The organism is Methyloversatilis discipulorum, from assembly GCF_000385375.1.
GTDB lineage: Bacteria > Pseudomonadota > Gammaproteobacteria > Burkholderiales > Rhodocyclaceae > Methyloversatilis > Methyloversatilis discipulorum_A.
The window spans coordinates 1,532,452-1,546,749 of the sequence record NZ_ARVV01000001.1 but is presented as its reverse complement, the minus strand read 5'-3'; the positions used below and the strand labels follow the sequence as shown (position 1 = coordinate 1,546,749).

At 67.1% G+C, this 14,298-nt stretch carries 13 protein-coding genes; 4 read left to right on the top strand and 9 right to left on the bottom strand.

Features of this window, described 5'->3' with window-relative positions; all coding sequences use genetic code 11:
- Positions 1-26: 26 nt before the first annotated feature.
- On the top strand, positions 27-1,109 hold the full coding sequence (locus METRZ18153_RS0107340; protein ID WP_020164112.1) for a 3-deoxy-7-phosphoheptulonate synthase: 1,083 nt from the start codon (positions 27-29) through the stop codon (positions 1,107-1,109).
- A gap of 7 nt (positions 1,110-1,116) precedes the next feature.
- On the opposite strand, the gene METRZ18153_RS0107335 is transcribed toward METRZ18153_RS0107340, so the two are convergent.
- Positions 1,117-1,917 (bottom strand): response regulator transcription factor, encoded by an 801-nt coding sequence (locus tag METRZ18153_RS0107335; protein ID WP_020164111.1) that lies wholly within the window; start codon positions 1,915-1,917, stop codon positions 1,117-1,119.
- A 219-nt stretch (positions 1,918-2,136) separates the two neighbouring features.
- Positions 2,137-4,728: a bifunctional aconitate hydratase 2/2-methylisocitrate dehydratase gene (gene acnB, locus METRZ18153_RS0107330; protein ID WP_020164110.1), complete on the bottom strand. Its 2,592-nt coding sequence runs from the start codon at positions 4,726-4,728 to the stop codon at positions 2,137-2,139.
- A 322-nt stretch (positions 4,729-5,050) separates the two neighbouring features.
- Here acnB and murB point away from each other — a divergent pair, with 322 nt between their 5' ends.
- The gene (gene murB / locus METRZ18153_RS0107325) at positions 5,051-6,076 is read left to right on the top strand and encodes a UDP-N-acetylmuramate dehydrogenase (protein WP_020164109.1); all 1,026 of its coding nucleotides are present in this window, start codon (positions 5,051-5,053) and stop codon (positions 6,074-6,076) included.
- Positions 6,077-6,151: 75 nt separating this feature from the next.
- Here murB and METRZ18153_RS0107320 read toward each other — a convergent pair whose 3' ends face one another.
- A complete protein-coding gene (locus METRZ18153_RS0107320; RefSeq protein ID WP_020164108.1) occupies positions 6,152-6,460 on the bottom strand; it encodes a YkgJ family cysteine cluster protein in 309 nt (102 codons plus the stop codon).
- Positions 6,461-6,755: 295 nt separating this feature from the next.
- On the opposite strand from METRZ18153_RS0107320, the gene METRZ18153_RS0107315 reads away from it, so the two are divergent.
- Positions 6,756-7,142: a hypothetical protein gene (locus tag METRZ18153_RS0107315; protein ID WP_020164107.1), complete on the top strand. Its 387-nt coding sequence runs from the start codon at positions 6,756-6,758 to the stop codon at positions 7,140-7,142.
- A gap of 71 nt (positions 7,143-7,213) precedes the next feature.
- Here the strand turns inward: METRZ18153_RS0107315 and trmB are convergent, their stop codons facing one another.
- From trmB to METRZ18153_RS0107280, 6 genes are read right to left on the bottom strand one after another with little or no spacing between them, the layout of a single operon-like run.
- Positions 7,214-7,873 (bottom strand): tRNA (guanine(46)-N(7))-methyltransferase TrmB, encoded by a 660-nt coding sequence (gene trmB, locus METRZ18153_RS0107305; protein WP_020164105.1) that lies wholly within the window; start codon positions 7,871-7,873, stop codon positions 7,214-7,216.
- Positions 7,870-8,514, bottom strand: a complete 645-nt coding sequence (locus METRZ18153_RS0107300) for a hypothetical protein (protein ID WP_020164104.1) — start codon at positions 8,512-8,514, stop codon at positions 7,870-7,872. The genes trmB and METRZ18153_RS0107300 overlap by 4 nt, the downstream gene beginning before the upstream one ends.
- Positions 8,515-8,527: 13 nt before the next feature.
- On the bottom strand, positions 8,528-9,613 hold the full coding sequence (locus tag METRZ18153_RS0107295; RefSeq protein WP_020164103.1) for a glycosyltransferase: 1,086 nt from the start codon (positions 9,611-9,613) through the stop codon (positions 8,528-8,530).
- Positions 9,610-10,644: a glycosyltransferase family 9 protein gene (locus METRZ18153_RS0107290; protein ID WP_232415986.1), complete on the bottom strand. Its 1,035-nt coding sequence runs from the start codon at positions 10,642-10,644 to the stop codon at positions 9,610-9,612. Before METRZ18153_RS0107290 ends, METRZ18153_RS0107295 begins: the two co-directional genes overlap by 4 nt.
- Positions 10,641-11,864: an O-antigen ligase family protein gene (locus tag METRZ18153_RS0107285; RefSeq protein WP_020164101.1), complete on the bottom strand. Its 1,224-nt coding sequence runs from the start codon at positions 11,862-11,864 to the stop codon at positions 10,641-10,643. Before METRZ18153_RS0107285 ends, METRZ18153_RS0107290 begins: the two co-directional genes overlap by 4 nt.
- Positions 11,861-12,892, bottom strand: a complete 1,032-nt coding sequence (locus tag METRZ18153_RS0107280; protein ID WP_020164100.1) for a hypothetical protein — start codon at positions 12,890-12,892, stop codon at positions 11,861-11,863. The genes METRZ18153_RS0107285 and METRZ18153_RS0107280 overlap by 4 nt, the downstream gene beginning before the upstream one ends.
- Positions 12,893-13,117: 225 nt before the next feature.
- Between METRZ18153_RS0107280 and METRZ18153_RS0107275 the strand changes: the two genes are divergently transcribed.
- Positions 13,118-14,293 (top strand): DUF3047 domain-containing protein, encoded by a 1,176-nt coding sequence (locus tag METRZ18153_RS0107275; protein ID WP_020164099.1) that lies wholly within the window; start codon positions 13,118-13,120, stop codon positions 14,291-14,293.
- The last annotated feature ends 5 nt before the right edge of the window (positions 14,294-14,298 follow it).

Here is a 14,298-nt window from a genome sequence, read left to right as displayed (position 1 = left end):
TGGCATGACAAACGGGGAGACTGATCATGAACACCGACACCACACTCGAAGACAGCCGCATCGAGAGCTTTTCGGTGATGCCGGCACCGGGCGACATCAAGAGCGAAGCGCCGCTCAGCGAAGCGGCGAAAGCGGCCGTGCGGGCCGGCCGCGAGGCGGTGCGCGCCATCCTGGAGCGGACCGATCCGCGCCTGTTCGTCGTGGTCGGCCCCTGCTCGATGCACGACCCGCAGGCCTGCATGGACTACGCACGCCGGCTGCGCGCCCTGTCGGACGAACTGTCGCCCGCGCTGCTGCTGGTGATGCGCGTGTATTTCGAGAAGCCGCGCACCGCGGTCGGCTGGAAGGGCTATATCAACGACCCTTTCATGGACGACAGCTTCCAGATCGAGGAAGGCATGCGCCTGGCGCGCCGCTTCCTGCTCGACGTGGCCGAACTGGGCCTGCCGGCGGCGACCGAGGCGCTGGACCCGATCTCGCCGCAGTATCTGGGCGATCTGATCTCATGGACGGCGATCGGCGCGCGCACTTCGGAATCGCAGACGCACCGCGAAATGTCCAGCGGGCTGTCGACGCCGGTGGGCTTCAAGAACGCCACCGACGGCGACCTCGACGCGGCGATCAACGGCATCATTTCCGCCTCGCGCCCGCACAGCTTTCTCGGCATCAACCGTTATGGCCGCTCCAGCATCATCCGCACGCGCGGCAATCCGCACGGTCATCTGGTGCTGCGCGGTGGAGCGGGTCGGCCGAACTACGATTCGGTCAGCATCGCGCTGGCCGAACAGGCGCTGATCAAGGCCGGTCTGCCGCCCAATATCGTGGTCGATTGTTCGCACGCAAACTCGTTCAAGAAGCCGGAAATGCAGCCGCTGGTGCTGGCCGACGTGGCGGGACAGATCCGCGACGGCAACCGCTCCATCGTCGGCGTCATGATCGAAAGCCACCTCGAAGCGGGCAACCAGCCGATTCCGAAGGACCTGTCGCAACTGCGCTACGGCTGTTCGGTCACCGATGGCTGTGTGGACTGGGCGACCACCGAGCGCATGCTGCGCGACCTGGCCGCCACCGCCGGTCCGGCGCTGAAGCGCCGGATGGCTGCCGGCTGAGGCCTGCTCAGGCGGTGTGCCGCAGCGCGCTCTTCAGCAGTGCGCGTATGGTGGCCGGCTCGAAGGGCTTGTCGCAGATGCCCGACACGCCCGCCTGCTCGACCGCTGCCAGACGCCCCATGTCGGATTCGCTGGTCACCATCAGGATGGGCACCGAGGCCTGCCAGCTCTGCTGGCGCACGTATTCGACCAGCGCCTGTCCGTCCATCTCCGGCATGTTGTAGTCGGTCACGACGAGGTCGAACAGGGTCTGGTCCAGCAGCTTCACGGCTTCGCTGCCATCGCTGGCCTCGACGATGTCGCTGAGCCCCATGTTCTCCAGCACGCGGCGCATGAAGCGGCGCGCATTGCCGCTGTCATCGACCAGCAGTACGCGCAGCGCGTCGTAGTCGATGTCTTCGTCCGGCGACGTGTCGTCGGCGAGGAAGTCCAGGGTTGCCGACAGCACCCGCTGCAGCTGCGCGCTGGTGAAGGGCTTGGGCAGGATGCCGCAGACGCCGGACTGGCGCACCGCATCGAGCGCCTGCGGCCGGGTTTCGCTGGACACCAGTACGAAGGCCACCTGCTGCAGTTCGACCGTATTGCGCATCGCCTGGACCAGTTCGGTGCCGTCACCGTCCGGCAGGTAGAGCGCACTGATCACCAGATCCGGCACCTTGGCGGACATCGCCGCCAGTGCAGACTGCACGCCATCGGCCTCGCGGATCTTCATGATGCCGACCGCCGCCGCGCGCTCGCGGATGATGCGTGTCTGCGTCGAGGAGGGTTCGACCAGCAGCACGTCGAGATTGAACAGGTCAGGCGTCATGGGCGGGGCCCGCAGGATTCGGTCCTGTTCTTGACGGCACCATCGCGCTGCAACATGAGCGACACTTCGTGACGCACGCCTCCCGCCGATGCGCTTCGCCACGGCATTTCGCCGCGAGACGCCCGTCCGGCCGCCGCCGTGGCGCCGGAATCGCGGTGCGACAGGCAAAAAAAACGGCCCGCGGTTGCGGGCCGTCTTCACTGCGTGCTGCGGCAACGGTCAGACCGTCACTTCTTTCGCGGTCTCTGCGTACTCTTCGATCTGGTCGAAGTTCATGTACTTGTAGACCTTGTCGGCGTCCTTGGTGACGACGCCGATTTCCGCCAGGTACTCCTCGCGGGTCGGGATGCGGCCCAGCTTCGAGCAGATCGCCGACAGTTCGGCCGAGCCGAGGAACACATTGGTGTTCTTGCCCAGACGGTTCGGGAAGTTGCGGGTCGAGGTCGACATCGCGGTACTGCCTTCCTTGATCTGCGCCTGGTTGCCCATGCACAGCGAGCAGCCCGGCATTTCCATGCGCGCACCGGCGCCGCCCAGGGTGGCGTAATAACCTTCCTTGGTCAGTTCGGAGGCGTCCATCTTGGTCGGCGGGGCGATCCACAGGCGCACCGGAATGTCCTTCTTGCCTTCCAGCAGCTTGCCGGCGGCACGGAAGTGGCCGATGTTGGTCATGCAGGAGCCGATGAACACTTCGTCGATCTTCGTGCCGGCAACCTCGGACATGAACTTGGCGTCGTCCGGATCGTTCGGGCAGCAGACGATGGGTTCCTTGATGTCGTTCAGGTCGATCTCGATCACGGCCGCGTATTCGGCGTCCTTGTCGGCTTCCAGCAGCTGCGGATCGGCCAGCCAGGCTTCGACCGACTTGATGCGGCGCTCCAGCGTGCGGGCGTCCTGGTAGCCGTTGGCGATCATGTTCTTCATCAGAACGATGTTCGAACGCAGGTATTCCTGCACCGGCTCCTTGTTCAGCTTGATCGTGCAGCCGGCGGCCGAACGCTCGGCCGAGGCGTCCGACAGTTCGAAGGCCTGTTCGACCTTCAGGTCCGGCAGACCTTCGATTTCGAGGATGCGGCCGGAGAACACGTTCTTCTTGCCCTGCTTGGCCACGGTCAGCAGACCGGCCTTGATCGCGTACAGCGGAATCGCATGCACCAGATCGCGCAGCGTGACGCCCGGCTGCATCGTGCCCTTGAAGCGCACCAGCACCGATTCCGGCATGTCCAGCGGCATCACGCCGGTGGCCGCACCGAAGGCGACCAGGCCGGAACCGGCCGGGAAGGAAATGCCGATCGGGAAACGGGTGTGCGAGTCACCACCGGTGCCGACGGTATCCGGCAGCAGCAGGCGGTTCAGCCAGGAGTGGATCACGCCGTCACCCGGACGCAGCGCAACGCCACCGCGGTTCGAGATGAAGGCCGGCAGTTCGCGGTGCATCTTCACGTCCACCGGCTTCGGATACGCGGCGGTGTGGCAGAAGGACTGCATGACGAGGTCGGCCGAGAAGCCGAGGCAGGCCAGATCCTTCAGTTCGTCGCGGGTCATCGGGCCGGTGGTGTCCTGCGAGCCGACCGTGGTCATCTTCGGTTCGCAGTAGGTGCCCGGACGGATGCCCTTGCCTTCCGGCAGGCCACAGGCGCGACCGACCATCTTCTGCGCCAGCGTGTAGCCCTTGCCGGTGTCGACCGGCGCCTTCGGCAGGCGGAACAGCGTCGATGCGCCCAGACCGAGGAAATCACGCGCCTTGGCGGTCAGCGAACGGCCGATGATGAGGTTGATGCGGCCACCGGCGCGCACTTCGTCCAGCAGCACTTCGCTCTTCAGCGCGAACTCGGCGACGGTTTCGCCGTTCTTCGTGATCTTGCCGTCGTACGGCAGCACGTCGATCACGTCGCCCATTTCCAGCTTCGACACGTCGACTTCGATCGGCAGCGAGCCGGAGTCTTCCTGCGTATTGAAGAAGATGGGGGCAATCTTGCCGCCCAGCGTAACGCCGCCGAAGCGCTTGTTCGGTACGAAGGGGATGTCCTGGCCGGTGGCCCAGATGACCGAGTTGGTCGCCGACTTGCGCGACGAGCCGGTACCGACCACGTCGCCGACGTAGGCGACCAGGTGGCCCTTCTTCTTCAGGTCGTCGATGAACTGCATCGGGCCGCGCACGCCGTCCTTCTCCGGCTTGAAGGCCGCATCCGGGCGGGTGTTCTTCAGCATCGCCAGGTAGTGCATCGGGATGTCCGGGCGGGTGGTCGCGTCCGGCGCCGGCGACAGATCGTCGGTATTGGTTTCGCCCGGCACCTTGAACACGGTGACGGTGATCGACTTCGGCACTTCCGGACGGCTGGTGAACCACTCGCCGTCGGCCCAGGACTGCACCACTTCCTTGGCCTTGGCGTTGCCGGCCTTCGCCTTCTCGGCGACATCGTGGAAGTAGTCGAACATCAGCAGGGTCTTCTTCAGGCCCTCGGCGGCAACCGCGGCGACTTCTGCGTCGTCCAGCAGGTCGATCAGCGGCTTCACGTTGTAGCCGCCCACCATGGTGCCCAGCAGTTCGGTAGCCTTGGCCTTGGAAATCAGTGCGACCTTGACGTCACCGTGCGCCACGGCGGCCAGGAAGGAGGCCTTCACCTTGGCGGCGTCGTCCACGCCCGGCGGCACGCGATGGGTCAGCAGGTCGAGCAGGAAGGCTTCCTCGCCGGCAGGCGGGTTCTTGATCAGCTCGATCAGTTCAGCAGTCTGCTTCGCATCGAGGGCGAGCGGCGGGATGCCGAGCGCAGCGCGTTCGGCGGCATGGGCACGGTAAGCTTCAAGCACGGTGAGTCCTCCGGTAGACGGGTATACCGCATCATAGAACGACACACCGTCTTGATGGTGCGTCGCACGAAGACGCGGACTGAAAAGCCGCGGCTTGCACCGAAGCAGCCTCGAAGAAGTGCTTTTGAATCTGCACCTTGCCGACGACCGCAACCTTGCATGGCGCAGCGCAAAATCCGCTGCGCGCGAAGGCGGTTCAAGTCTTATATATGATATCTTTTATTCGTTTTCAAGCCAAGCCGCCCACCATGCCGCAGCGCAGCCCGCTGGCTATACTGCGCGCCCCAGCTCCAGCGCTTCACGACCCGACTCACGGCTCGTCATGATTGCCCCTGCCCTTCCCGACGCCGACCTGCGCGATCTGAACACGCTGCATCTGCCCGCCCATGCGGCGCGTCTGCAGCCGGTGGACGACGCGACCGATCTGCCGTCGCTGACCGAGGCGCTGCTGCAGCGTGGCGAACGCATCCTGGTCCTCGGCGGCGGCAGCAACATCGTGTTCGCGGCCGACTTTCCGGGCACCGTGCTGCAGATCCGCACGCGCGGCATCGAACTGCTGGCGCACGACGGCTGCACGGTCCGTGTCGCCGTCGCCGCCGGCGAAAACTGGCACGACTGGGTCAGTCACGCGCTCGACCAGGGCTGGTACGGCCTGGAGAACCTTGCTCTCATTCCCGGCACCGTCGGTGCAGCACCGGTCCAGAACATCGGCGCCTACGGTGTCGAACTGGTCGACCGGCTGGAGCGCGTCGAAGCCTGGGACATGCAAGACCGGCGCTGGATTGAGCTGACGGTTGCCGACTGCGCGATGAGCTACCGCGACAGCGTGTTCAAGCGTCGCCTGGCCGGCCGCGCCATCATCACCCGCGTCGTGTTCCGGCTGAGCACGCGACCCGAGGTGCGTGCGGATTACGCCGATCTGCAGCGCGAACTCGCAGCCCGCGGCGTCACCAGCCCCACCCCGCGCGACGTGTTCGACGCCGTGTGCGCGGTGCGCCGCGCCAAACTGCCGGACCCAGCCGTGATCGGCAACGCCGGCAGCTTCTTCCGCAATCCTTTACTGCCCGCCGACGAAGCCGCGCGCCTGCTCGCCGCGCACCCGGACGCGCCGCACTACCCGGCGACCGACGGCGCGGTGAAATTCGCCGCGGCCTGGTTCATCGACCGTTGCGGCTGGAAGGGGACGCGGCGCGGCGACGCCGGTGTACATGACAGGCAGGCGCTGGTGCTGGTGAATCACGGTCAGGCGACCGCCGATCAGCTGCTGAAGCTGGCCGCGGACATCCAGGCCAGCGTGCGTGAGCGCTTCGGGGTCGACATCGAGCCCGAGCCGCTGATCGTCGGCTGAACGTCCGCCCACGCCGCTAGCGCGAGCAAGCTCCCACAAGAACCACGCAAGGCGCTCCACCGGCAGGCGTTTGCGTCAGGCCACCTCCGCCAGCCCATGCCGGCGCCGCGCACGCAGGCAGGCCTCCGAACCTGCCTCGAACTCGCGACAGGGATCGGGCCGCTCCTCGTAGATGAAACAGCTCACCTGCTCGCCGATCCGCCCGCGCAGCGCGCGACAACGCGGCTGGGCGTCGTCGGTGCCGCGCATGCGGGCGATCGATACGTTCAGTTCGTCGTAAAGACCCTCGGGCACACGCCCGCCCTGCGCCTCGCCGTCCGACGGATGGAAATCGACACGGAAGCTGGCGCAGCAGGCGCCGCATTCGACACAGTTGTAGTCCATGAAGCTCCGGATAGGTGTGGATCGCGCACCTCGCGCCGATCCGATGTTCCGACATTGTCCGACAGCGCGTCCGCCGACGACAGGGCGCGGCGTATGCAGCCCCGGCAGTGCGATCGCGCCGAGGTCGCCGGCACATCATCGGTGACCAGGACCCTCCCAGCTTCCTACACGCACAGGCATGGCGCCTACAGCGGCTGCCCTCCCGCCGACAGCCGGCCGGGCCGCCAGCGTCGACACTGCAGTCCATGGATGCCGATCCCGGTATCCGCGATCCACGCTATCCAAGGAGACTGCAATGACCGTCCTCAAGACCTTCGTTACCGCCGCCTTCGTAATCACGTCCGCCGGCGCGATGGCCGAAACCACCTACCCGACCGAGCACATGAACGACACGGTCGAATCCCTGCCCGCTGGCAGTCAGGGCGCGATGACGAGCGACGCGGTCGACGCGCGCAATGCGGTGACCGCCCGCCCGACGCCGGTTGCACCCGCCGCCGCGGCGGACCCGCTGTACCGCAGCGACGACTATCCGAACGACACCGGCTGGCACCGCGCCGCGGAGGCGCAGCAGGCGCGCGGCGGCAATCCGGAACAGGCGTGGGCCGAAATCACCCAGCGCCCGAGCCCGATCGCACCCGCGGCGCCGGCTGATCCGGACTTCGTGCCTTTCAACGTGAACTGATGATGCAGCCGTGACCGCGCCAGATGCGGTTGCGCACGGGCGGATCGCCATCGGCGATCCGCCCGTCGTCGTCAACCTGCATGCACACCGCAGCGGTACAGCGCGTGCCCGCTCGCCAGATACTTCCGTTCGAACGGCGTGATCGGCATCGACGGGACATATTCGTCGACGCAGGCATCGATCCCCTTGATCAGTTTGACTGCCAGAGCGAACTCTTCGACGTACACGCGCCAGTTGCTGCGGCATTCGATGCTGCCGCCCAGCGCGAGCACCAGCGGAAAGACCGGATGCGCCGGCCAGCGCCGCGCCAGCTGCCCGATCTTGGGCCACGGATTCGGATACAGCATGTACTGGCGCACCGGCCGATAAGCAGCTTCATGCAGCAGACGCCAGATGTCCGCCATGTCCGCACGCAGCAGCAGCGCATTGGACGGCAGAGCCGGGGCGCGCGACAGGCGGTCGGCCGACTGGTCCACGCCGAGCACGAAATGACCGGGAAAGCGTTCGGCCAGATGCAAGGTGCTTTCGCCGACACCGCAGCAGCTGTCGACGATGAGCGGCGCGCCCGGCGGACAGACGGCCGCGAATCGCGCGAACGCCTCTGCACTGTAGGGGGCGACCGGCTTGCGGAAAACCTGCCCGCGGCGGCGTTCGATCAGCGCCGCGAGCTGTTCGTGCGGCCCGGTCTGCGCGCTCGCCGGCACGCGCGAGCGGCCGCGCAGATCACTCACGACAGGTAGCGCCGCCCGGTCTGGCTGATCCACACCGACCACGCCAGTATCAATGGATGCGCCATTTCCAGCCCTTCCTCGAAGGCCGCCGAGTAGTGCTTGGTCAGCGGGCCCAGTTCGATGCCGTAATCCACCGACAGCACGGCAGGCAGACGGTCGATCAGCTTGCCGACCACGACCAGCGCGGTGCCGGCCATCAGCCAGGCGCCGGACCGCGAACGCCAGCCACCCTGCAGGAACAGGAAGCGCGCGATCACCAGACCGGCGTAGAGCACCAGTGCCACCAGGAAGAGGGCGATCGCACCGCAGATCAGCTTTTCCTCGAAGGGACGCGCCGCGTCACGGTAGAAGCTGTTCTTCAGGAAGCTTTCGCCGGTGAACAGCTTGTGCCAGTCGGCCTCGCGCGCGGCAAACGCCAGGCACAACAAGGCGAAGGCCCAGGCGCGCGCGCGCAGCGGGCGGATGCGCAACAGCACGATGACGGCCGTACCCAGCCAGCCGGCGATGGACAGCTGCTCGAAGGGGCCCACCTCGGAGAAGGTCCATTGAAAGGCCTGCTCGTTCAGCACCAGCGGGAGCAGTGCGAGCATCAGCGTGTAGGCGATCAGCAGCCACACGATGCGGCGGTCAGTCGTCGTCATGTCGTATCCGTATTCAGTTGTGTGAAAGCAGCCGGCGATAGACGGCGAGATTGCCCTCGACCATCGCATCCACCGAAAACTCCGCCAGTATGCGTGCCCTGCCCGCCTCGCCCAAACGGCGGCGCAATCCGGCGTCGTCGAGCAGACGTGCCAGCGCCGCGGTCAGCGCGGCCACGTCGCCCGGCGGAATCAGCAGTCCGCTGACGCCGTCGGCCACCGCCTCCGGCAGTCCGCCGGCGCGTGAGGTGACGATGGGCACCGCGGCCGCCGAAGCCTGCAGCAGCGACACGCCCAGCCCTTCCATGTCGGCCGGATGCGCGAGGATGTCGAGCCCGCCGAGGCAGCGCGGCAGGTCGGTGCGGAAGCCGGCGAAGCGGATGACCTCCGTCAATCCGCGCTCCGCCACCTCGCTTTCCAGTTCCTCGCGCAACGGCCCCTGCCCGAAGAAGATCACCCGCACGTCGGGGTGACTTGCCCGCAGCGCCGTCATCGCTTCGATCACATAGCGATGCCCCTTGCGGGCGATCAGCTGAGCCACCACGCCGATCACGCGCGCGTTCTCCGGCAGCTCGAATTCGCGGCGAAAGGCGGCGGCGTCCACCGGCTGCAGATAGGGTGTGGCATCGACCGCGCTGCGCACGCAGCTCACACGCTGCGGGGCCAGCCCCTCCGACAGCAGCACCTCGCGTATGCCTTCGGAAATGGTGATCACGTGGTCGTACAGCCGGTACTTCAGCGCGACCAGCCAGCGCGGCTCGGGGTTGTCGACGCGGCGCGACAGCACGCACCGGGTGCCGGTCAGCTTTGCGGCGATGCCGCCCCACAGGTCGGCGCCGCGCCGGCTGTGCAGATGCACGATGTCCGGCCGCTCGGCGCGGATCAGGCGAGCCAGACGCAGCGCCACGCCGACGTCGGCGTCCCCGCCCATCCTCATCTCGACCACCTGCGCGTGGCCGGCACAGGCGGCGGCGATACCAGCGCCGGGCGGGCAGGCCAGTACATTGGAAACACCGCGCCGCGCCAGTCCTTCGACGATGTAGGCGACCTGACGCGCACCACCGTAGTAATGCTTGCCGGCTTCGACGTGCAGCACCTTCATGCCGCGAGCGCCTTTACCGCCTCGTCCAGCACCCGTTCCGGCGTGATGTCGCGCAGGCAGGTGTAGGCGCCGCCGCAGGTCGGCCGGCGCTTGCACGGCGAACAGTGCAGGCCCAGCCAGATCACCCGCGCATTGGCGCGACCGGTATTCGTATAGGGACAGGTCGAACCGAAGATCGCCACGGTGGGCGTCGCGAAGGCGATGCCCATGTGCGTGAGTCCGGTGTCGACGCCGACCAGCAGGCCGGCGCCACGCACCAGCGCGGCCGCCTCCGGCAGCTTCGTGCGGCCGACCAGATTGACCAGCCCCGGCGCGCTGGCGGCGATGCGCGCGGCGGCCTCGGCGTCGGCCGGTCCGCCGAGCAGCACCGGCGTCAGACCGGTCCGGGCGGCGAGTGCCGGCGCCAGCGCCTGCCAGGCGTCCTCGAACCAGTGCTTCTGCGGCCGCGTCGTGAAGGCGGCGAACACCGCGTAACGGCCGGGTGTGAGCCCGTGCTCCGCCAGCAGTGCGTGCGCGCGCGCATCCGCGTCAGCCGACACATGCAGCGTCGGCAGGAAGTCGCCGGTGTCCAGTTCGAGCTGTTCGGCCAGGTGCAGGTACTCGGACGAAATGCGCGCGATGTCGCCGCCGCGCGGCACCACCCGCGTCATCAGCCACTGGCTCCCCTCGCGCGAACCGAGGCCGATGCGCGTGCGCGCACCGGCCAGCCAGGCGAGAAAGCCACTCTTCAGCAGCCCCTGCAGATCGAGCACGGTGTCGAAGCGATGGCTGAGCAGTTCGGCGCGCAGTGCCCTCACCCGCCGCCACAACTCACCGTAGCGGCGTTCGCGCCACAGCCGCGTCCACTCCGCCTTCGGCCAAAGAATGCGGGCGTCGACGTTCGGATCGTGCGCGATCAGCGCATCGATGCCGGGCTCGACCAGCCAGGCGACGAAGGCGTCCGGATGCGTCCGCCGGATCGCCGCCGCGAGCGGCGACGCGAACACCACGTCGCCGATGGCCGAGGTGCGGACGATGAGGATGCGCTTCAAGCCGGTCGCTCCCGCGCGCCGCACCACGACGCCGCAGTGAACAGAACGAACATGAGGGTGGTGTTGGATCGCATCAGGTAGGACTCGAACAGACAGATGACGATGAGCAGCAGCGGCAACGCCTTTCGCACGCGCTCCCGCCCATCTGCCGGCGCACCGAGAAACCAAGGCAGCAGCAGCACTGCAGCCAGCGCAATGGCACCCAGCGTACCGGCGGCCGTGAGAACGTAAAGATAGTGATTGTGCGGATTCCAGGCAGGCTTCCAGTTCGGCGTGTAGCGGGCATTCATCTCCCGATACGCCTCGCGCGTATCGCCGAGGCCGACGCCGATCAGCGGGTGCTCGGCGAACACGCGCCACGCGTTCGCGGCATAAACGATGCGCTGGCTGACCGACGCTTTCGGCAACTCCTCGTAACGGACAACTTCGTCGAAGGCCCGGTCCACTCTCAAACGAAAGTAATCGTTGCCATAGTACCCGCCGAACACGATGCCGCCGACCAGCGCGGCCGCCACGCCCGCCGCCAGCATGGGCCGGCGGACGAGGCGCTGGAACGCAAGCATCGTGAGCAATGCAAGGAAACCGACCAGACCGGCCCGGCCACCCGAAATCAGAAGGTTGAAAACGGTGGCTGCGAACAGCGCCACGTAGGCCAGCCGGGCACGCAGCGAAGTCATCTCGAACAGCAGGCGGTGCGCCGAAAGATAGCCGGCCAGCGCCAGCGCCGGCGTATACAGAATGCGATCGACGAACGGCGCCGTGTCGTCGGCCCCCTTGTCGACACGTATGCCGTCCGGCAACTCGGGCCACACGTGCAACTGAGCCCAGTTGTAGAACGTCAGCAGCTCGCACATCGTCACTGACAGAAGGAAGGCGCTGACGTAGCGGGCGAAGTGCCCACGCTGTGCGACGCTCAGATACAGCGGAAACAGCAGGAACAGGTACTGCCGGCCAAGAAGCCGCCGCCCCCACGCCAGATCGTCCGACCACAGCAGCGAGAGGGCGAACACGGCGAAGTAGGCAACGAAGGCCCACACCAGCGGCTCGGCAGCCAGGGCGCGCAGTTTCTGCCCGAGGCGCCCCTCGATCAGCCAGAGAACCAGAATCAGCACGGTGAGCCAGTACGCCGGCGCAACCGTCACCGGAATCATGAAGAACACGCCCGCCAGCAGCCATGAATTGATCGCGGGTATGCGCGCACGGAAATCGGCGAAAGTCATTCGATCTCCACGCCGCACTGCTCGAAAGTCGTCCTCATGTCCTTCCGTTCATCCGGTGTCTTGAAGTTCACCGCTGGCCAGCCGAAAGCGCGCACGCGCACTTCGGGTGCGTAGATCTGCCGCGCGATCAGCAGCGCTGTCGAGCGCACACCGACCACCGCGGCGTAAGGGGTGCGCGCCATATGAACCTCCAGTGCGCAGTCCGGCTCGATCAGCCGGTAGTCGGGATGACGCAGTTCGTGTCCCGCATCCTTCGGGTGCGCCTTGTAGTCGATATCGGTGATTCCCTGCGCCGCCAGCCAGTCGCGTATGCGTACCGTGGTCGCCGCCACGTCGGCGGCGCTCATCAGCGCGAAGCCGGTCAGCGGCTGCCCCACCACCAGCGCGCGACGCACCGTGTCGTCCGCAGCCGGCGCTGGCGCATCGACCAGCGGCGGCAGTACCACCACCTTGTCGGCCGGGTATTCGTGCGGCAGCCCGGGCAACACGTAGATGCGATCACAGAACGGCGCATCCGAGCCGATGCGGTCGCCGGAAAAACAGGTATAGCGCAGTTCGGGTGCGAACAGGCTGCGCAGCAGCCGCACGCGCTGCGCCAGTCTTTTCGTGAAACTCAGCGGATAACGGCGGATCGAGATCAGGCCGTCGGGCAGGATGCGCGCACGCATTTCGCGCGCGCCGACCGCGCGCGGCAAGGCGTGCAGAAAGTAATTGATCGCCTCGGTATCGAACACCGCGCTGTGGACGATCAGACGCTCGCACGGCCCGACCAGCCCGCTCACCAGACCGACGTTGGCGCGCAGTCGCCGATGCCGGCCAAAAGCGCCGGGCAGTGGCTCCCAGCGCGGCCACGGCATATAGGTACATGCGTCCCACTCGGCCGGATCGACGGCCGACTTCATGCCCGGCTTGTACCAGACCAGCACCTGCCGCGCGCCGGGCTCGAACGCCTGCGCAATGCGCCGGGCGGCGAGGTACTGCAACGGCGAAGCGACGAAATAGAGGGCGACGGAGCCGGAAACGGACATGCCGGAAGGCGATGTGGGAAATTTGCGAAGGCGTGATGTTACTTGTTTGAGCAGGTGGACGTGATGTCCGCACCACCCCAAGCCTGCGCTGGCCGCGAAGCAGGCATCTTCCATCCGCATCGCCGGGAACGGCGCCCCGCCCTCTGCACAGCCCTGCCTTCAGCGCGCAATTGCTGCCACCCTTCATGCGTGCGGCATTGCACGGCAAATGAGGAAGGAGACGGAATGACGATGAAACATCTGTGGTGCAGCCTTGTGCTGGGCCTGACGGTCGCCGCCACCGGCAGTGCGGGCGCGCAGTCCGCCCATGAACGCTTCGAAGAGGCGGTCAGGACGGCCGTTGCGCCGCTGGGCGACCGCACGGTCACCGGCATCAAGGTGCTCTACCTTGGCGCGGAGCACAGCCCATGGCTGGACAGCGGCTTTCCGGTAGAAGCCGGCGACCGGGTGACCGTACTGCTGCAGGGGCGCGTTTGGCTGTCGCGTCACTACGACATTTCGCTCGAAGCGCCCCTCCAGCTGTGGCGTCGCATCGGCGAGAACGGAGCGATCTCGCGCGGCCTCGACGCCACCGACACCTTCACCGCCGCGGAGAGCGGCACCGTGCAGTTGAAGAACCTGCCCACCCGCTGGCTCGACGCGAAGGGCCGCTACCAGGGTGACGCTCCGCCCGCCAGCCCCGACACCGGCGGCGGCGTCAGCGTGGCGCTGATCCGCTGGGCGCCGGACGCCGACGTCGCCGCCACGCTCGCGGCACTGGCCCTGCAGCCGGCTGCACCCGACTGGGCGGCGCCGGCCCTGGCCCGTCTGCAGTCGCCGCCTGTCGCGCCCGCGGGCTGGCAGTACCTGTGGGAACTGGGCCCGGCGGAAATCTTCCGCGAGGTCCACGCTGACGACGACGGTGGCCCGAGGCGCCGCATGCACACGCACACGCGCAACGACGTCGCCATCCTGCAGAAACCGGCCGAAGTCGCACTGACGCCGGACACCGAGCTCAAGTGGTCGTGGCGGGTGGACCAGCTGCCGGGCAAACAGGCCGAAAACAGCGTGATCACGCACGACTACATCAGCATCGCGGTCGAGTTCGACAACGGGCAGGACCTGACCTATATGTGGAGCAGCACGCTGCCGGTCGACGAAATCTTCCGCTGCCCATTGCCCGGCTGGAAGGATCGTGAAACCCATGTCGTGGCGCGTTCGGGCAACACCGACCTCGGACGCTGGCTGAACGAGTCGCGCAATGTGCTGCAGGACTACGCGAAGGCGGTCGGCGGACCGCCGCCGCAACGCATCGTGCGCGTGTGGCTGATCGCCAACAGCGTGTTCGGACGCGGCGAAGGGCGCGCCCAGTTCGGCGACATCCGCATCGGCGCGAACGGCAGCGACCTCGCCGTCTGGTAGTACCG